General features: G+C 69.8%; 18 protein-coding genes and 1 pseudogene. 12 read left to right on the top strand and 7 right to left on the bottom strand.

From position 1 onward, the window contains the following. The 9 genes and pseudogenes from DPQ23_RS12055 to DPQ23_RS12015 form a co-directional block, all read left to right on the top strand. Window positions 1–234: pseudogene (locus DPQ23_RS12055) on the top strand (uroporphyrinogen-III C-methyltransferase); the annotation flags it as partial. After that, window positions 227–550, top strand: coding sequence for a c-type cytochrome (locus tag DPQ23_RS12050; RefSeq protein ID WP_112875031.1), 324 nt, complete (start codon window positions 227–229; stop codon window positions 548–550). The pseudogene DPQ23_RS12055 and the gene DPQ23_RS12050, both read left to right, overlap by 8 nt. Beyond that, on the top strand, window positions 547–1,719 hold the full coding sequence (locus DPQ23_RS12045; RefSeq protein ID WP_112875030.1) for a cytochrome D1 domain-containing protein: 1,173 nt from the start codon (window positions 547–549) through the stop codon (window positions 1,717–1,719). The genes DPQ23_RS12050 and DPQ23_RS12045 overlap by 4 nt, the downstream gene beginning before the upstream one ends. Beyond that, a complete protein-coding gene (gene ahbB, locus DPQ23_RS12040; protein ID WP_240602658.1) occupies window positions 1,716–2,702 on the top strand; it encodes a siroheme decarboxylase subunit beta in 987 nt (328 codons plus the stop codon). Before DPQ23_RS12045 ends, ahbB (DPQ23_RS12040) begins: the two co-directional genes overlap by 4 nt. After that, a complete protein-coding gene (locus tag DPQ23_RS12035) occupies window positions 2,699–3,181 on the top strand; it encodes an Lrp/AsnC family transcriptional regulator (protein ID WP_112875029.1) in 483 nt (160 codons plus the stop codon). The genes ahbB (DPQ23_RS12040) and DPQ23_RS12035 overlap by 4 nt, the downstream gene beginning before the upstream one ends. Continuing rightward, on the top strand, window positions 3,178–3,702 hold the full coding sequence (ahbB, locus tag DPQ23_RS12030) for a siroheme decarboxylase subunit beta (protein WP_112875028.1): 525 nt from the start codon (window positions 3,178–3,180) through the stop codon (window positions 3,700–3,702). The genes DPQ23_RS12035 and ahbB (DPQ23_RS12030) overlap by 4 nt, the downstream gene beginning before the upstream one ends. 12 nt (window positions 3,703–3,714) lie before the next feature. After that, window positions 3,715–4,938 (top strand): heme d1 biosynthesis radical SAM protein NirJ, encoded by a 1,224-nt coding sequence (nirJ, locus tag DPQ23_RS12025; protein ID WP_112875027.1) that lies wholly within the window; start codon window positions 3,715–3,717, stop codon window positions 4,936–4,938. A gap of 97 nt (window positions 4,939–5,035) precedes the next feature. Continuing rightward, window positions 5,036–6,529: a nitrite reductase gene (locus tag DPQ23_RS12020; protein WP_112875046.1), complete on the top strand. Its 1,494-nt coding sequence runs from the start codon at window positions 5,036–5,038 to the stop codon at window positions 6,527–6,529. Beyond that, entirely contained in the window at window positions 6,529–6,768 is a 240-nt protein-coding gene (locus DPQ23_RS12015; protein ID WP_112875026.1) for a hypothetical protein, read from the top strand. The genes DPQ23_RS12020 and DPQ23_RS12015 overlap by 1 nt, the downstream gene beginning before the upstream one ends. A gap of 6 nt (window positions 6,769–6,774) precedes the next feature. On the opposite strand, the gene DPQ23_RS12010 is transcribed toward DPQ23_RS12015, so the two are convergent. From DPQ23_RS12010 to DPQ23_RS11980, 7 genes are all read right to left on the bottom strand, one after another. After that, entirely contained in the window at window positions 6,775–7,239 is a 465-nt protein-coding gene (locus DPQ23_RS12010) for an MmcB family DNA repair protein (RefSeq protein ID WP_162630729.1), read from the bottom strand. Window positions 7,240–7,621: 382 nt separating this feature from the next. Next, complete coding sequence (locus DPQ23_RS12005; RefSeq protein WP_112875025.1) at window positions 7,622–8,548, bottom strand: DUF481 domain-containing protein; 927 nt, start codon at window positions 8,546–8,548, stop codon at window positions 7,622–7,624. A gap of 338 nt (window positions 8,549–8,886) precedes the next feature. Further along, window positions 8,887–9,201, bottom strand: a complete 315-nt coding sequence (locus tag DPQ23_RS12000; protein ID WP_112875024.1) for a hypothetical protein — start codon at window positions 9,199–9,201, stop codon at window positions 8,887–8,889. 105 nt (window positions 9,202–9,306) lie between these two features. Then, window positions 9,307–9,807: a transcription antitermination factor NusB gene (gene nusB / locus DPQ23_RS11995; RefSeq protein ID WP_112875023.1), complete on the bottom strand. Its 501-nt coding sequence runs from the start codon at window positions 9,805–9,807 to the stop codon at window positions 9,307–9,309. Then, window positions 9,804–10,364, bottom strand: coding sequence for a 6,7-dimethyl-8-ribityllumazine synthase (locus DPQ23_RS11990; protein ID WP_112875022.1), 561 nt, complete (start codon window positions 10,362–10,364; stop codon window positions 9,804–9,806). Before DPQ23_RS11990 ends, nusB begins: the two co-directional genes overlap by 4 nt. A 6-nt stretch (window positions 10,365–10,370) precedes the next feature. Then, on the bottom strand, window positions 10,371–11,489 hold the full coding sequence (ribB, locus tag DPQ23_RS11985; RefSeq protein ID WP_112875021.1) for a 3,4-dihydroxy-2-butanone-4-phosphate synthase: 1,119 nt from the start codon (window positions 11,487–11,489) through the stop codon (window positions 10,371–10,373). A 207-nt stretch (window positions 11,490–11,696) separates the two neighbouring features. Beyond that, on the bottom strand, window positions 11,697–12,290 hold the full coding sequence (locus tag DPQ23_RS11980; protein ID WP_112875020.1) for a riboflavin synthase: 594 nt from the start codon (window positions 12,288–12,290) through the stop codon (window positions 11,697–11,699). Between the two features lie 455 nt (window positions 12,291–12,745). On the opposite strand from DPQ23_RS11980, the gene DPQ23_RS11975 reads away from it, so the two are divergent. From DPQ23_RS11975 to DPQ23_RS11965, 3 genes are all read left to right on the top strand, one after another. Beyond that, window positions 12,746–13,927: a capsule biosynthesis protein gene (locus DPQ23_RS11975; protein ID WP_338067057.1), complete on the top strand. Its 1,182-nt coding sequence runs from the start codon at window positions 12,746–12,748 to the stop codon at window positions 13,925–13,927. A 119-nt stretch (window positions 13,928–14,046) separates the two neighbouring features. Further along, entirely contained in the window at window positions 14,047–15,195 is a 1,149-nt protein-coding gene (locus DPQ23_RS11970; protein WP_170310790.1) for a polysaccharide biosynthesis/export family protein, read from the top strand. A 4-nt stretch (window positions 15,196–15,199) separates the two neighbouring features. Then, a complete protein-coding gene (locus DPQ23_RS11965; RefSeq protein ID WP_112875018.1) occupies window positions 15,200–17,200 on the top strand; it encodes a capsular polysaccharide biosynthesis protein in 2,001 nt (666 codons plus the stop codon). Window positions 17,201–17,287 lie beyond the last annotated feature (87 nt).

The following is a 17,287-nucleotide window of genomic DNA, read 5'->3' as shown; positions in this document are numbered from 1 at the left end:
GCGCAGGGCCTGCCCATCGACCTGCCCGTGCTGGCCGTGGGCCACGCCACCACCCCGCGCGAGGTGCGCCTGCCCTCGACGCTGGCGCGCATCGCTGCCGACCTGGCCGCCCACCCAATCGAGGCGCCGGTGCTGTTCATCATCGGCCGCGTCGCCAGCCTGCACGCCACCGCCGCCCTGCCCCTGCCCGCAGCCGCGCGCGCGCCGCAACTGCGCGTGGTCGGGCATGGCTGAGGCGGTCCTGACGGCACTGGCCTGCGGGGCGGTCGCGGCCCTGGCCGTTCTGGCCGCGCCCATTCCGCAGGCGCGGCTGGCCGAACTGGAACACATGGTCGTGCAGGACTGCGGGTCGTGCCACGGGTTGACGATGAAGGGGGGTCTGGGCAAGCCCCTGACGCCCGAGGCGCTGGCGGGCGCCGATCCTGAGGGGCTGGCCGCCATCATCCTGGACGGGGTGCCGGGCACCGCCATGCCCCCCTGGCGGCCGCTCATCTCCGAGCCGGAGGCGCTGTGGATCGCCAACCGCCTGTTGAAAGGGACTGCCGAATGATCCGTGTGACACTGACCGCCCTGGCGCTGATCGCGCCATTGGCCGCCGCCGCCCAGCAGACGCCCGCGCCTGCGGGCGAGGTGCGCGGCACCGGCGACCTGGGTGTCGTGATCGAACGGGCGACCGGGTCGGTGCTGGTCGTCGATCAGTCCGAGCGCGCCGCCCTGTGCCGGGTCGAGGGGCTGGGCGATCTGTCGCATGCCAGCCTGGTGTTTTCCCCCGACGCGCGCTTTGCCTATGTCTTCGGCCGCGACGGGGGCCTGAGCAAGGTGGACATCCTGACCTGCACGCTCAACGGGCGGGTCGTCCAGGCCGGCAATGCCATCGGCGGCGCCATTTCCGACGACGGCAGGCTGGTCGCGGTGTCGAACTATGAACCGGGCGGCGTCAAGGTGTTCGACGCCGACACGCTGGCCCCGGTCGCCGATGTGCCCATGGGGTCCAAGACGGTCGGCCTGGCCGATGCGCCGGGATCGCGCTTTGTCGTCGCGACCTGGGACACCGGCGAGGTGTGGGTGCTGGACCACGCCGCCGATCCGGCCAAGCCCGCCATCACCCGGATCGAGGGGATCGGCGCCAACCCCTATGACGCGCTGCTGGTGGGGGGGCGGACCTATCTGGTCGGCCTGTTCGGCGAAAAGGGCCTGACCGCCGTCGATCTGTGGGCCGACCCGCCTGCCGTCAAGCGCATCCTGCCCGACTATGGCAAGAACGAGGCCGACCTGCCCGTCTACAAGATGCCGCATCTGCAGGGCTGGACCTTGGCGGGGGCGACCTATGCCCTGCCGGCCGTCGGCCTCCATCAGGTGCTGTGGGCCGACGCCGCGACCGGCGCGGAAACAGGCCGCACCGACGTGGCGGGACAGCCGGTGTTCGTCACGGCGCGACCCGACGGGCGCGAGCTGTGGGTGAACTTCGCCCCCCCCGACAACGGCACGGTTCAGGTGATCGACGCCATGACGCATGAGGTCAAGCAGACGCTGCAGCCCGGCAAGGGCGTCCTGCACATGGAGTTCACCCCCCGCGGGCGCGAGGTCTGGCTGTCGGCGCGCGACGACGACAAGGTCGTGATCCACGACAGCCGCACCTATGAAAAGCTTGGCGAGGTGCCGGCGCGCGCGCCCTCGGGCATCTTCTTCACCGACCGCGCGCATCGGGGTGGGCTGTGAACGACCTGTCGCCCGCCTGCCCCGACACCCGGCTGCTGGACGCCTTTCAGCGCGACCTGCCGCTGGTCGAGCGTCCGTTTGCCGCCATGGGCGAGGCGCTGGGCCTGGCCGAGGACGAGGTGATCGCCCGCCTGGCCGCCGCGCAGGCCGACGGCCGCATCACCCGCGTCGGCGCGACCTGCCGGCCCAACACGGCGGGCGCCTCGACCCTGGCGGCGCTGGCCATCCCCGCACCCCGGATCGAGGAGGTCGCCGCCATCGTCGGCGCCGAGCCGGGGGTCAACCATTCATACCTGCGCGAGGATGACTGGAACCTGTGGTTCGTGGCGACCGCGCCCGACCCCGCCGCGCTGGACGCCTGCCTTGCGCGGATCGAGGCCGCGACCGGGCTGCGCGTGCTGTCGCTGCCGCTGCTGCGCCCGTTCAACATCGACCTGGGCTTTCCGCTGACCGGGCCGCGCACCGCGCTGGGGCTGGACCGCGCGGCCGACATGGAGGTGCTGCGCGACGACGACCGGCCGCTGATGCAGGCGCTGTCGGCGGGGCTGGCGCTGGTGCCCCGGCCCTTTGCGGCGCTGGCAGACCGCCTTGGCCGGACCGAGGCGGAGGTCATCGCCCGCATCGGCACGCTGGCGCGCGCGCGCATCCTGACCCGCGTCGGCGTCATCGTGCGGCATCGGGCGCTGGGCTGGGCGGCGAACGCCATGGTCGTGTGGCGCCTGCCCGAACAGGCGATCGAGCCTGCTGGCCGCGCGCTGGCGCAGGTGCCGGGTGTGACGCTGTGCTATCGCCGCCGGACGGTGCCCGGGCTTTGGGACTGGCCGCTGTTCTGCATGATCCATGCGCGCAGCCGGCCCGAGGCGATGGCCGTGATCGACCGCGCGCGCGCCCTGCCCGAATTGGCCGGGGCGGACCACAAGATCCTGTTCTCGACCCGCTGCTTCAAGCAGACCGGCGCCCGTCTCGCAAAGGAGCGCGCATGACCCGACCGACTCGTGCCGTGCTGCCCCCCGGCACCCTGGACGACACCGACCGCGCCATCCTGAATGCCTTGCAGGACGGCTTTCCCCTGACGCCGCGCCCGTTCGACGATGCCGCGGCGCCCCTGGGGATCACCGGCGACGCGCTGATCGCGCGGCTTGCGCGGCTGCGCGAACTGGGGGCGATCACCCGCTTTGGCCCGTTCTTCGACGCGGCCGCGATGGGGGGGGCCTTTTGCCTTTGCGCGATGGAGGTTCCGGCCGAAGATTTCGAGGCGGTCCTGACAAAGGTCAATGCCCACCCCGAAGTTGCCCATAACTATGAACGAACGCACGCGCTGAACATGTGGTTCGTGCTGGCGACCGACACGCCTGCGGGCATCGGTCGCACGGCGCGGGCGATCGAGGCTGAAACGGGGTTGAAGGTGATGCAGTTTCCCAAGCTGGAAGAGTTCTTCATCGGGTTCCGGGTTTCTGCATGACGCCGGCCGCGCGCCCCGAGCCCAGCCATGACCCGCGCGCCGGGCTGGACCGCGTTGATCGCAGCCTGGTCGCCGCGACGCAGGCGGGCCTGCCGCTGGTGCCCCGGCCCTATGCCACGATCGCAAGCTGGCTGAACCTGTCCGAGGAAGAGGTCATCGCCCGGCTTGGCGCCCTGCAGGATCGCGGCATCGTCCGCCGGATCGCCATCGCGCCCAACCACTATGCGCTGGGCATGACCGCCAACGGGATGAGCGTCTGGGACGTGGCCGACGACCGCGCCAGCGCGCTGGGCGCGCAGGTCGGCGCCCTGCCCTTTGTCACGCATTGCTATCTGCGCCCGCGCGCCCGCCCGGTCTGGCCCTACAACCTGTTCGCCATGCTGCACGGATCGACCCGAGAGGCGGTCGAGGCGCAGCGCAGCCAGGTCGCGGCGATCCTTGGGGACGCCTGTGCGGCCCACGACATCCTGTATTCCACGCGCATCCTGAAAAAGACCGGGCTGCGTCTGCGCGACGACTGAAAGGGCCCTTCCATGTTCCGCCTGACCCAGTACATGCACCAGCTGGTCGAACCGACGCCGGTCCGCCGCCGCGGCACGCCCGGAATGGTCCGTCCGGTGGTGATCTGGAACCTGACGCGGACCTGCAACCTGAAGTGCCGGCATTGCTATACGGTGTCCTCGGACAATGTCTTTCCGGGCGAGCTGTCGCACGACCAGGCAATGGGCGTGCTGGACGACCTGTCCGCGTTCCGCATCCCCGCCCTGATCCTGTCAGGGGGCGAGCCGCTGTCGCGCTTTGACTTCTGGGATCTGGCAGAGCGCGCCCGCGCGCTGGACTTTCGCCACCTGTCGCTGTCCACCAACGGCACCAAACTGGGCGAGCCGGGTGTTGCCGATCGGGTCGCCGCGCTGGGCTTTGACTATGTGGGCATCAGCCTTGACGGGATCGGGGCAACGAACGACTGGTTCCGCGGGGTCGAGGGCGCCTTCGACAATGCCCTTGCCGGTGTGCGGGCCTGCAAGGCGCGCGGCGTCAAGGTGGGGCTGCGCTTCACGATCACCCGCGACAACGCCCATCACCTTCCCGCCATGCTGGACCTGTGCGACAGCGAGGGGGTGGACAAGTTCTATCTGTCGCATCTTGTCTATGCCGGCCGCGGCGACAAGCACCGGGGCGAGGATCAGGAGCACGCCCACACCCGCGCGGCCATGGACCTGCTGATCGAGCGCGGCTGGGACGCCGTGCAGGGCGGCCGCCCGCTGGAGATCGTGACCGGCAACAACGACGCGGACGCGGTGTATTTCATGCGCTGGGCGGAACGCCACTTCGACCCGGGCCTGGTGGCGGCGGTGCGGGCGCATCTGGTGGCCTGGGGCGGAAACTCGTCGGGCCTGGGGGTCGCCAACATCGACCCGCAGGGCAAGGTCCACCCCGACACCTATTGGTCCGACTATACGATCGGCAGCGTCAAGGAAAAGCCGTTCAGCCAGTGGTGGACGGGCGACGACCCGATGCTGGCCACGCTGCGCACGCGGCCCCGCCCCCTCAAGGGACGCTGCGGCGCCTGTTCGTTCCGTGACGTGTGCGGCGGCAACACGCGCATCCGTGCGCTGCAACTGACCGGCGATCCCTGGGCCGAGGACCCCGCCTGCTATCTGTCCAACGCCGAGATCGGGGTCGAAGCCGACCTGGACCGCCTGACCGTGACGCCCTTCCGCGGGAAAAGCCGCGATCCGGCGCATCAGTTCTTTTGACCGGGCGGCAACAGTGACAAGACATGAACGAGGTGCGGTCGTGACCGGACGAGGATACCTGGCGTATGTGGCGGCGGCGGCCCTGGCGCTGCCGGGCATGGCCCACGCCGACGCGGCGGCCGATTTCGCCGCGCATTGCGCCAGTTGCCACGGCGAGGGGCGGCTGGGCGGCACAGGGCCGGCGCTGATCCCGGAGACCCTGGGCCGGGTCAAGGGGCTGGACCAGGTCATCGCGCATGGCCGGCCCGCCACCCAGATGGCGGGATTCGGCGACGTGCTGTCGGCCGAGCAGATCACCGGCCTGGTCGATTTCATCAAGGCACCCGTCGCCCAGATCCCGGATTGGGATGCGGCCCGGATCGAGGCCAGCCGCGAGATGGCCGCCGACTATGCCCCCGCCCCGGCCCCCGTGTTCAAGGCCGATCCGATGAACATCACGCTGGTCGTCGAGACCGGCGACCACCATGTCAGCGTGCTGGACGGCGACACCTTCGACGTGCTGGACCGCTTTGCCACGCCCTATGCGGTCCATGGCGGACCCAAGTTCAGCCCGGACGGGCGCTATGTCTTCATCATGTCGCGCGACGGCTGGGTGCAGAAATACGACATCTGGTCGCTGCGCGAGGTCGGCCGCGTCCGTGCGGGCCTGAACAGCCGCAACATCGCGATGAGCCATGACGGGCAATGGCTGGCCGTCGCCAACTATCTGCCGCAGACGCTGACGATCCTGTCCACCGCCACGCTGGAACCGGTCAAGGTGATCGAGGTGGAGGCGCGTGACGGCACCCCCAGCCGGGTCAGCGCCGTGTATCAGGCGCCGCAGCGCAAGTCCTTCATCCTGGCCCTGAAGGACGCCCCCGAGATCTGGGAGGTTGCGACCGATCCCGAGGCCGGCCCCTTTTACGACGGCTATGTCCATACCTTTGAAAAGGGCGGGACCGAAGCCTTCGGCGCGCAGGAAGGGCTGTTCGCCCGTCGCCGCATCCGCACGGAGGAGCCGCTGGACGACTTCTTCTTCGACCCCGACTACAAGAACCTGATCGGCACGAACCGCGAAGGCACCAAGGGCGTGGTCATCAACCTGATCAGCGGCGGCAAGGTGGCCGAGCTGCCCTTGCCCGGGATGCCGCACCTGGGATCGGGGATCACCTGGGACCGCAACGGCCACAAGGTGATGGCCACGCCGCACCTGGACGAGGGCGTCCTGTCGGTGATCGACATGACGGACTGGAGCCTGGTCAAGCAGATCAGGACGAACGGACCCGGCTTTTTCCTGCGCAGCCACGAGACCAGCCCCCATGTCTGGGCGGACGTCTTCTTCGGCCCCCACAAGGACGAGGTCCACATCATCGACAAGCAGACGCTGGAGATCGTGGCCACGCTGAACCCCGCGCCCGGCAAGACCGTCGCCCACACCGAATTCACCCGGGACGGGCGTTATGCGCTGGTGTCCATCTGGGAGGATGACGGCGCGGTCGTCGTCTATGACGCCAAGACCCTGAAGGAGGTGCGGCGGCTGCCCATGAAGAAGCCGTCCGGCAAGTACAATGTCTGGAACAAGATCACGTTTTCTGATGGCACCAGTCACTGATGGCACCCGTTCCTGAACCCGGGCGCTGGCCGGTGTGGAAGCTGGCCCTGCTGCTCTATCCGTTCGCCGCGGCGGCGGTGGCGATCAACCTGTTTATGCTGGCGCTGATGGCGCGGGCGCTGGACTGGCCCAACCTGTCGCCGGAACTGTCGGTCCTGCTGTCGATCGGGCTGGGCGTGCCCGCGGCCTGGGCCTGCGGCCGCTGGGTGCGCCGCCTGCTGGACGAGGCGGCAGAGTAGGCGCGCCTACGCGGCCTCGATGAAGGCAGCGGGGTCGGCGATTCGCGCCAGCCGGCAGGCCGCCACGCGCGCGATATCGCGCAGGACTCGCGCCCGGCGGGCGGCCGCAAGCCGGGCCAGCGGCGCCATCCGGGCCAGTTCGGCGCCATAGGGATCGGCAACGAACAGGCCGCTGTCCTCGGGCAGCAGCCCGGACGGGAAATCGCCGTCCGTCGCCCAGAAGAACCGATCGCAGAAATCCAGATAGCCCTGCCACTTGCGGTCGGCCGTGAAATCCGCGCGGCAGCTCTTGCACTCGACAATCCAGATCTCGCCCCGCGGCGTGACGGACACCACGTCCACCCGCAGCCCCGGCGCGGGCACGAACTCGGCCAGCGGCGCGTGCCCCAGGGCGATCAGATGCCGGGTGACGCCACGCGCCAGCCGCTGGCCCGGCATGGACGGTATCGGCGAGTCGGTCGGCTGGTCCATGGGGCAAGGTCCTGAGAGGCTGTCGGGCAGCATGAACGAACCGGAAACATCGCGCAAGGCCGAAGCCCGCCCTTGCGATGGGCTGGGTGCGCCCCTATCTGGATAGCCGGCGGGTTTCTGCTCTTCTCGTGCGCGGCCATCTTTTCCACTGGCCTATAATTCTTCCGAGGGAGCTGGCTCTGACTGGACCCTGGTCCCGTTACCCGGCGCCCACCTGGACATCCAGGCTTTCGGGGAAACTTGTGCCGACACGGTCGCTGCGGTTCCCGCCACATCGAACAGGCCGCCCCCCGGGGCGGCCTTTTTCATGCGCCCCCCGTGACGCCAAAAGGGGCGGCCATCAAGGCCGCCCCTTCCAGAGAGCAACTGACCGAGGGACGGATCAGAAGCCGTAGACCAGCGACACGCCGACCGTGTTGTCGGTGCGGATACTGCGGTCCGAGACATACTCGGTCTTGTAGGACACGCGGGTCGAGAAGGCCTCCGTCATGCGGACGTTCAGGCCCAGCTCGTTCGTGGCCAGGTCGTTCGCGTCAGACGACAGGAAGTCGGTGTCGTTCGTCAGGAAGAACTGGTCGTTGAACTTGTGATAGAACCGCGACGACACGATGTAGCCGAGCGAGGTGTCCGAATCGACCGTGTCGCCCGTGACCGCAACGCCACCGTCATCGATGGTGTTCATGGTCTGGGTGTAACGGATGCCGGCACCCGCCTGCACGCGCCACGCCGTGGTGTCGTTGTTGATGATGCGATACCCCGGACCGAACGCCAGCAGCCCGTCGCGCTTCAGACGACCGTCGCGGTCGGCACGCTCCGCGGCCGTCAGACCTTCGAGATCGTTGGCCAGGCCATCGGTCGCCGCGCGGCCCAGGGCGAAGGCATAGAAGCGGTCGTTGATGAAGTAGTTGCCTTCGTAGATGACCGAGGTTTTTTCGGTATCCGTTTCGCCGTCGTCATCCTCGCCGTATTCCAGCAGGATGCCGACCGACTGCTGGAAGTTGCCCTGGTTGTGGGACAGACGGCCAGCCAGGCTGAAGTCCTGGTTCTCGGTGTTGCCGGTGCGGCCGGTGTAGGTCATCGCGACCGATCCGAACGTGCCGGTGCGGCGGTCGGCCGGGCCGAAGCGGGCGGCATCCTCGGACCGGGCGAAGTCGTCCTCGACATCGTCCTGAACGTCGTTGATGCCTTCGTTGATGTCGGTCACGCCGGTCACGTTCGCGCCGGTCGCAAGTTCGGTCTGGGCGAAAGCGGCCGTGCCAAGCAGGGTTGCCAGAGCGGTTGCACCCGCCATAAGGGAAAGCTTTTTCATCAGAGCCTCTCGATCCTGTGCGGACCCGTATGGGTCACGCGGTCTCCTATGAACTCAAGATAGGATGCAAAGTGCCAGAGTGAACCCTGGAGAGAGAATGCTGTGACTGTCACAGGGATGTGAACGCACCCGTTGGAACTTATCACGCGTTGGCGGCGGTGCCCCCAGGATCAGCTGGAGGGCGAAGAGAAAGTTAACGGAATCATAATTTTCTGACGCTTGTCTCGATAGGCGGCCAGGCTTTGTGTTGGATTTGTGGCCCTGCGCCGCTGCTGAGCGAGGTCAGGCGGGGCTGCAATCCGCCCCGCCAGATGTTGCAGAAAAGCCGCAAACTGCGATCAGCGACGTGCCTGCCCTGCCTTGACCCGCGCCTCGGCCCCGATGGGGGATCCCGTGTGCGGGGCGCGCAGTCCGCCTCGGGGGGGACGGGGGCGATCCCCCATGCGCATCACCGCAATGGCGAACTGCACCCCTGCAAATACCAGCGTGTTGAACACGAACAGCAGCAGGACGGCGAGGAACCCACCCTGGGTCGCCATCACGAGATGCCGCAGATGTCCGACGTCAAACGCGATCAGGGCCGCGGTGAACAAAGCCGCGAGCGCCCCACCGATTGCGATGTTGCGGATGTACAACCTGACGAGTTCGGGCATGGCAGCCTCCTGACGAATGAGGCCAGTCTAGACCGCGCCTGTGGACCTGTCACCTGTTGCGTGCCATCGCGTGTGCAGGGTTCAGGGGGCGGCCGACCAGGCCCGTCAGAAGGCCTCGGGCCGCGCCTCGCGCGCCATGTGATCCAGCACGGCGTTGACAAACCGCGCCTCTCGCCCGTCGGGAAAGAAGGCGTCCGCCACGGCGACATATTCCGTGATCACGACGCGCGGCGGGGTCTGGGGGGACACAAGCTCGGCCCCCGCCGCGCGGAACACCGCGCGCAGAACCGGGTCGATGCGCGCGATCGGCCATTTGGCGACCAGTGCGCGATCGGTCATCTGGTCGATGCGCGCCTGCCAGTTCACGGCCCCGTCCAGAATGCGCTCGAACAGGTCCTCGTCCGCCTCGGGCGAGGGGCCGTCCTCCTCGTCCACGCCGATGCGCCAGTCCCGGAATTCCTTCAGCACGCGGTCCGCGGACTGGTCGGCCGCTTCCATCTGGAACAGCGCCTGGACGGCATAGACGCGGGCCGCCGCACTGGCGGCGCGGCGGGCGTTGCCGCCCGAGGGACGGGGCCGGTCTGCGGGCACGGTGGGTCCGGTCATGCGCCTGCCGTCCCGTCCAGCTCGCCCGCCAGGCGGATCACGTCGCGCGCAGGCTCGTCGCGGCCGAAGCCGAGCGGTCGGCGCGCGCCTGCCCACCGACGGTGCAGCGCCACCAGATGCAGCGCCGCGGCCGCGGCCCCGCCGCCCTTGTCCATCCCCTCGGGGTCGGCACGGACCACGGCCTGGTCCATCGTCTCGACCGTCAGGATGCCGTTGCCGATGCACAGGCCCTGCAGGCCCAGCAGGGCCAACCCGCGCGAGCTGTCGTTGCAGACGGTGTCGTAATGGGTCGTCTCGCCCCGGATCACGCATCCCAGCGCCACGAAGCCGTCATAATCCGCCAGCCGGCCCGCGATGCCGATGGCGGTCGGAATCTCCAGCGCGCCCGGCACCTCAACCAGATCAACGCCGGCCCCGGCGCTGGTCGCCGCCGCCCGCGCGCCCGCGATCAGCCCGTCCACGATCGCCCGGTAATACGGCGCGACGACGATCAGCAGCCGCACCGGCGCGTCGAACCGCGGCGTGGGCAGGGTGGTGTGTTCGGTCAGCGCGGCCATGGCGGATCAGTCCTGCGGGATGGGACGGGTGGAATGGATCGAAAGCCCATAGCCGTCAAGGCCCACGACCTTCACCGGGGCCGAGTTCGTCAGCAGGATCAGTTCGGACAGCCCCAGCGCCGACAGGATCTGCGCGCCCAGCCCGTACTGGCGCAGGATGTGGGGCGACTGTTCCCCCTGCCGCGGCAGCACCGGCGACAGGTCGCGCAGCAGCACGACCGCGCCCCGGCCCTCGGCCGCGATCATGCGCATCGCGCCGGCCAGATCGCCCGCGCCCTTGCGCTCGATCCCCAGCGCGTCATGCAGCGGGTCAAGGGCGTGCATCCGCACCATCACCGGACCGGGCGCGGTCAGGTCGCCCTTTGTCATCACGATGTGTTCGGCGCCCTGCGTCTCGTCGGCAAAGACCCGCATCGTCCACTGGCCGCCGTGCGCCGACGTGACGGTCCTCTGGTCGCGCTCGGCGATCAGGTTGTCGTGGCGGCGGCGATAGGCGATCAGGTCGCTGATCGTGCCGATCTTCAGCCCGTGGGCCTGGGCAAAGGCCACAAGGTCGGGCAGCCGCGCCATGGTCCCGTCGGCGTTCATGATCTCGCAGATCACGCCCGACGGGTTCAGCCCGGCCAGCCGCGCGACGTCCACCGCGGCCTCGGTGTGGCCGGCGCGCACCAGCACGCCGCCATCGCGGGCGCGCAGCGGGAACACGTGGCCGGGCGTCGCGATGTCGGCCGCGCCGCGTGTCGGGTCGATGGCGACGCTGATGGTGCGGGCGCGGTCATGGGCGCTGATGCCGGTCGTGACGCCCTCGCGCGCCTCGATCGACATGGTGAAGGCCGTCTCGTGACGGCTGGAGTTCTTGGGCGACATCAGTTGCAGCCCCAGCGCGTCGATCCGCGCCGCCGGCAGCGCCAGGCAGATCAGCCCGCGCCCATGCGTCGCCATGAAGTTGATGGCGTCGGGCGTGGCCATCTGGGCAGGAATGACCAGGTCGCCCTCGTTCTCGCGGTCCTCATGGTCCACCAGGATGAACATGCGGCCGTTGCGCGCATCCTCGATGATGCTCTCGATGCCCGAGATGGCGTCCGACCAGTCGCGCTCGACAGGTCCGGGCTTTTCATACTGCATGGGTCGATCCTGCAAGGTGATGCTGTCCGCGGCCCCGCCGTGTGGCCCGTCGGCGCCCGGCCGGCCGCGCGGGTCCGGGGTCGCGCCGGCGGTCCTGGCTGTCAAGGGGCGGGTGCGGTCCATGACACCGGCCTTAAACCAGCCGGGGCGCGGGCGAAAGTGCCCTGCCGCACTGGCGGGCCGCACGCGCGGCGCGCAGGGCGAACCTCAACCCGCCTCGGCCAGACGCGCGACATAGCGCGCCAGCGTGTCGATTTCCAGGTTGACGGCATCGCCGGGCCTTGCCGCGCCCCAGGTCGTCGCCTCTTGCGTGTGGGGGATCAGGTTCACGCCGAAGCGGTTGCCCTGAACCTCGTTCACCGTCAGCGACGTGCCGTTCAGCGCCACCGACCCCTTGGGCGCGATGAAGCGCGCCAGATGCGCCGGCGCCTCCAACGTCAGGCGCAGGCTGCCACCCTCGCGGTGCGCCTCGACGATGGTGGCCACGCCGTCCACGTGCCCCGACACGATATGCCCGCCCAGTTCGTCGCCGACCCGCAGGGCCCGTTCCAGGTTCACGGCCTTGCCCTCGGTCCAGCCGGTCGCGCCGATGTTGGTCTTGTCCAGCGTCTCGGCCGAGATGTCGACGTCGAACCAGTCCGCGCCCTTGTCCACGACCGTCAGGCACACCCCGTCGCAGGCGATGGACGCGCCAAGGTCCACGCCCGCCATGTCATAGCGGCAGGCGATGCGCGCGCGCAGGTCGCCCTGCGGCACGACGCGCGTGACGCGGCCGATGTCGGTGATGATGCCGGTGAACATGCCCGTTCCTTGCGTGATCGCACGTGCCGGCACGATGCCGCGCCGGAACCGCGGGTGCAAGGCGGTGCGGCGCGCGGGTCAGGGCAGATCCAAGGGGTGCATCTTAACGTTCCATTAGGCTTTTCGTGAGATTGACCTTCCTATTGCGTCGGCCGCATGGCATCCGACGCGATGATCCGACCCGACCAGACCCGCTGCCGGCGGGGATCGAGGTGCCGATGAACCGACACGACGGAACACAGCGCGCAAGGTCCTGCCCCCCTTTGGCGGCCGGGGCTGCGCCCGTGGGTCCGGCGACCGGCACCCTGAACCCTGCCCCCCTGTCCGGGCCGCCCCTCGCGGTTCGCGACCTGCCACCGCACCGTCGGGCGTTCCTGCTGCTGCAAGGCCCGCACGGGCCGTTTTTCCAGCGTCTCGGGGGCCTGCTCCGGGCGGCCGGATCACAGGTCTGGCGCGTGGGCTTCAATGCGGGGGACGAGTTCTTCTGGACCGACCGGGCGCATTTCATCCGTCATGACGGCCCGGCCGAGGACTGGCCGGCCCATCTGGACCGCCTGATCGACAGCAAGGGCATCACGGACATCGTGCTGTACGGCGACGTGCGCCCCATCCACGCCGCCGCCCGCGCCGCCGCGGCCGCGCGCGGCCTGATGCTGCATGTCTTCGAGGAGGGGTACCTGCGCCCCTACTGGATCACATACGAACGCGGCGGCTCAAACGGCCATTCGCCGCTGATGAACATCTCGCTGCACGAGATCCGCCGGATCATGCGCGATCCCGCCTCCGACATCAGCCGCCCGCCGTCGCACTGGGGCGACATGCGGCAGCACAAGTTCTATGGCGCGCTCTATCACCTGATGGTCCTGGCCGCGAACCGGCGCTATCCCGGGTTCAGGTCGCATCGCGACATCACGCTGTGGCGCGAGTTCCGGCTGAACCTTCGCCGCCTGGTCCTGTCGCCGGCGCTGGCGGCGCGGCGCTGGCAGCAGGCCCGCGCGATCCAGGGCGGCGGGTTTCCCTTCGTGCTGGTTCTGATGCAGCTCGAGCACGATTCGAGCTTTCTGGCCCATTCGCCCTATCGCACGATGACACAGTTCACCGACGAGGTGCTGGAGGCCTTCGCCGCCGCCGCGCCGCGCCACCACCACCTTGTCTTCAAGGCCCACCCGCTTGAGGACGACCGCGGCCGCGTCGCCGCCGCCATCCGGGACCGCGCCCGCGGGCTGGGGATCTCGCACCGGGTTCATCTGGTGCAGGGCGGCAAGCTGGCACGCCTGCTGTCGCAGGCCCGCGCCGCCGTGACGATCAATTCCACCGCCGCCCAGCAGGCGCTGTGGCGCGGCCTGCCGGTCAAGGCGATGGGCCGGTCGGTCTATGACAAGCCGGGGCTGGTCAGCGGCCAGACCCTGACCGAGTTCCTGCGCGACCCCCAGCGCCCCTCGGTCGCGCTCTACCGCGACTATCGCGACTATCTGCTGGATACGTGCCAGGTGCCGGGCGGGTTCTATGCCGCGCGCTCGCGCGGCCACGCGCTGCGGCTGGTGGTGGACATGATGCTTGATCCCGACGACCCCTATGAGGCACTGGCAGGCGGGCGTGCAGGTTTGCGACAGCAGATGGACCGTGACGACCGATGACGGGTGTTCTAATGGAAATGGCTTTTCGGACCCGATAGACTCGCCGGGAAGCAGAATAAAGGCCGGCCATGCGGAATTGCCGGCGACGATGGACAGGAGACTGGACCTTGGCAGACACGATGCAACTCCGCCCCGCGCGCGCGCGGCCGGCTGCCGGACGTGCGATCCGCACGACCGCGATCCTTGCGCTGGTGGGGCTTTCTGCCTGCAGCCTGCCGCGGTCCGGCCCCAGCAAGAACGAGATCTACAAGGGCGCGGTCGAGCGCGGTGGCAACGCCCACGTCATCTATGTCAACGACCATGTGACCCGCACCGCCAACTTTGCCCCCAGCTATGGGTTCGGCTCTGACTTCGTGGGCGCGGGACAGGTTGGCGCCGACGAGATCCGCCCAGGCGACGTGCTTGGCCTGACCATCTGGGAAAACGTGGACGACGGTCTTCTCGCCTCGATGGGCAGCTCGAACACGCCGCTGACCGAACTGCAGGTGGACAGCGCCGGCTATATCTTCGTCCCCTACGCGGGCCGCATCCGCGCGGCGGGCAACAGTCCCGACGCCCTGCGCCAGATCATCACCGCGCGGCTGGAAAGCCAGACCCCTGACCCGCAGGTCATGGTGACGCGCGTCGCGGGCGACGGCGCCACTGTGTCGGTGATGGGCCGGGTCAACGGCCAGGGGGTGTTCCCCATCGAACGGCCGACCCGGACGCTTTCGGCGATGCTGGCCCGTGCCGGCGGCGTGGCGATCGACCCGGAAATCGCGGTGGTGACGGTGAAACGGGGCCGCAGCACCGGCAAGGTCTGGCTGCGGGATCTGTACGCCGACTCGCGCAACGACGTGGCGCTGCGCCCCGGCGACGTGATCCTGGTCGAAGAGGACCAGCGCAGCTTCACCGCCCTGGGGGCGCTGGGGGGCCAGACCAAGGTTCCCCTCGGGTCCGAGGAGATCAGCGCGATCGAGGCCATCGCGATGGTCGGCGGCCTCAGCTCCAGCCTCGCCGACCCGACCGGCGTGTTCGTTCTGCGCAACGAGCCGCAGTCCGTGGCGCGCAACGTCCTGGGCAAGGACGTGTACGGCGACCAGCGCATGGCCTATGTGCTGGACCTGACGCGCCCGAACGGGCTGTTTCTGGCACGCGACTTCATGATCCGCGACGAGGATACCGTCTATGTGACCGAAGCGCCCTATGTGCAGTGGCAAAAGACCCTGAGCGCGATCACCGGCAGTGCCACGACGGCCGACACGCTGAGCACGCTGGGCGGCGGCTGATGTCATGACGGCCGCGGGCGGCGCGGCCGACGCGCCCCTGCCCCGGCGGCTGTTCGTCGCAAACGGCGGGTTCTGGACCAGCCCGCGCGTCCGCCGCATCCTGGCCCTGGCGGGCTGGCGGGTGACGCTGGGCCTGCCGGGGCGGGGCGACGCGGTGGGCGTATGGGGCAACAGCCCCACCGCCTGGCGCGGCCGTGCGCTGGCCGCGCGCCGGGGTGCCGCGCTGGTGACGGTCGAGGATGCGTTCCTGCGCTCCATCCTTCCCGGCCGTGACCGATCCCCCGTCGGCCGAAGGGGGCCGGTCGGGCTGCTGATCGACCCGCAGGGGCTGCACTTCGATCCCGCGCGGCCATCGCGGCTGGAGACGCTCGCCGCCTCGGCCGAGGCGGCCGCGATGACGGGGGCGGCGCGTGCGGCACTGGACTGGCTGCGCACGGCAGACCTGTCCAAGTACAACGCCCACCGCCCCGATGCGCCCGCGCCGCCACCCGGGTCGGTGCTGGTGGTGGACCAGACGCGGGGCGATGCCTCGCTGATGGGTGCGGGGCGGGCGATCTTCCTGCGCATGCTGGCCGCCGCCCGCGACGAGAACCCTGGCGCGACCATCGTCGTGCGCAGTCACCCGGAAACGGCCGCAGGCCTGCGTCCCGGCCACCTGACCCCCGCCGATCTGCGACGGGGCGAGATCTGGTGCGACGCGCCTCTTTCGCCCTGGCGGCTGGTGGGCCACGCGGCGGCAGTCTATGCCGTCAGCTCGCAACTGGGGTACGAGGCTCTGCTGGCGGGCCGGCGGACCCGGATGTTCGGCCAGCCTTTCTATGCCGGCTGGGGCCTGACCGACGATGAAACGCCCGTGCCGCGCCGGGTGGGCCGCGCCACGGTCGAGACGTTGTTTGCCGCAAGCCACCTGCTGGGCCCCGTCTGGTACGACCCCTGCCGTGATCGCCTGGCCAGCTTCGACGGCGCCCTGCGCCAGATCGAGGCCGAGGCCCGCGCCTTCCGTGAGGACCGCGACGGGCACCTGGCCTATGGCATGCGCCTGTGGAAGCGTCCCGCCATCGCGCGCGCCTTTGGCAGCGGACGCGGCGTGCGCTTTACCGGCACGCCGTCACCGGCGGTGACGCTGGCCTGGGCCAACCGGGCCGACGCCGTGCCGCAGGCCGCGCGGGTCGAGGACGGGTTCCTGCGCTCGCGCGGTCTGGGGGCGGCGCTGGTGCCGCCGCTGTCGCTGGTCGCCGATCCCTTGGGCATCTACTATGACCCGACGCGCCCCAGCCTGCTGGAGGCGCTGATCGCGGCCCCCCTGCCGCCCTGCGGCCGGGACCGCGCGCTGTCGCTGATCGCGCGGCTGCGGGAGCAGGGGGTGACGAAATACAATCTGGCCGGCGCGCTGCCGCACATCCCGTCCGACGGGCGGCGCGTGATCCTGGTTCCCGGTCAGGTCGAAGACGACGCCTCGATCCGCTTGGGCGCGGGGGCCGAGCGGACGAACCTTGCCCTGCTGAAGCGGGTCCGGGAGGAGAACCCCGAAGCGCTGATCGTCTGGAAGCCGCACCCGGATGTCGAGGCCGGGCTGCGGCCGGGCGCGGTGGGAACCATCGCGGGGCTGGCGGATGTCACGGCCGATGGGGCATCGGCGGCCGCGCTGATCGACCGGGCCGATGAGGTCTGGACCATCACCTCGACCCTCGGGTTCGAGGCGCTGGTGCGCGGCAAGCCCGTCACCACGCTGGGCGCGCCGTTCTATGCCGGCTGGGGACTGACCCGCGACCTGGGGCCGGTGCCCGCCCGCCGGGTCGCGCGCCCGGACCTGGCGGCGCTGGTCCATGCCGCCCTGATCGCCTATCCGCGCTATGTCGATCCGGTCAGCCGCCTTCCGTGCCCCGTGGAACTGGCGCTCGACCGGCTGGCCGACCCGGCGTTGCGCTCTGCCTCGCCGCCGCTGCGATGGCTGGCCAAGGCGCAGGGGGCGCTGGCCGGCCACAGCTGGATCTGGCGGCGCTGAGCGTCCCTGTCGCCTGAGCATCCTTGCCCGACAGACACCGCCCGGCGCCCGTGCTGCTTTCGGCCGGCGGGGCCAGCCGTGCCCTGT

The organism is Paracoccus endophyticus (genome assembly GCF_003286075.1).
Lineage (GTDB): Bacteria > Pseudomonadota > Alphaproteobacteria > Rhodobacterales > Rhodobacteraceae > Paracoccus > Paracoccus endophyticus.
This window is presented reverse-complemented; position numbering and strand designations above follow the sequence as displayed.

What these genes read in the sequence shown, in the direction of transcription:
- DPQ23_RS12045 (WP_112875030.1), top strand. Translation starts at nt 547, where the DNA reads ATGATCCGTGTGACACTGACCGCCCTGGCGCTGATCGCGCCATTGGCC.
- DPQ23_RS12020 (WP_112875046.1), top strand. Translation starts at nt 5,036, where the DNA reads ATGGCCCACGCCGACGCGGCGGCCGATTTCGCCGCGCATTGCGCCAGT.
- DPQ23_RS11990 (WP_112875022.1), bottom strand. Translation starts at nt 10,364, where the DNA reads ATGGCCGCGCTGACCGAACACACCACCCTGCCCACGCCGCGGTTCGAC.
- DPQ23_RS12000 (WP_112875024.1), bottom strand. Translation starts at nt 9,201, where the DNA reads ATGCCCGAACTCGTCAGGTTGTACATCCGCAACATCGCAATCGGTGGG.
- DPQ23_RS12015 (WP_112875026.1), top strand. Translation starts at nt 6,529, where the DNA reads ATGGCACCCGTTCCTGAACCCGGGCGCTGGCCGGTGTGGAAGCTGGCC.
- DPQ23_RS11980 (WP_112875020.1), bottom strand. Translation starts at nt 12,290, where the DNA reads ATGTTCACCGGCATCATCACCGACATCGGCCGCGTCACGCGCGTCGTG.
- nusB (WP_112875023.1), bottom strand. Translation starts at nt 9,807, where the DNA reads ATGACCGGACCCACCGTGCCCGCAGACCGGCCCCGTCCCTCGGGCGGC.
- ribB (WP_112875021.1), bottom strand. Translation starts at nt 11,489, where the DNA reads ATGCAGTATGAAAAGCCCGGACCTGTCGAGCGCGACTGGTCGGACGCC.
- DPQ23_RS12010 (WP_162630729.1), bottom strand. Translation starts at nt 7,239, where the DNA reads ATGGACCAGCCGACCGACTCGCCGATACCGTCCATGCCGGGCCAGCGG.
- DPQ23_RS12050 (WP_112875031.1), top strand. Translation starts at nt 227, where the DNA reads ATGGCTGAGGCGGTCCTGACGGCACTGGCCTGCGGGGCGGTCGCGGCC.
- nirJ (WP_112875027.1), top strand. Translation starts at nt 3,715, where the DNA reads ATGTTCCGCCTGACCCAGTACATGCACCAGCTGGTCGAACCGACGCCG.
- DPQ23_RS11965 (WP_112875018.1), top strand. Translation starts at nt 15,200, where the DNA reads ATGACGGCCGCGGGCGGCGCGGCCGACGCGCCCCTGCCCCGGCGGCTG.
- DPQ23_RS12035 (WP_112875029.1), top strand. Translation starts at nt 2,699, where the DNA reads ATGACCCGACCGACTCGTGCCGTGCTGCCCCCCGGCACCCTGGACGAC.
- DPQ23_RS11970 (WP_170310790.1), top strand. Translation starts at nt 14,047, where the DNA reads ATGCAACTCCGCCCCGCGCGCGCGCGGCCGGCTGCCGGACGTGCGATC.
- DPQ23_RS12005 (WP_112875025.1), bottom strand. Translation starts at nt 8,548, where the DNA reads ATGAAAAAGCTTTCCCTTATGGCGGGTGCAACCGCTCTGGCAACCCTG.
- ahbB (WP_112875028.1), top strand. Translation starts at nt 3,178, where the DNA reads ATGACGCCGGCCGCGCGCCCCGAGCCCAGCCATGACCCGCGCGCCGGG.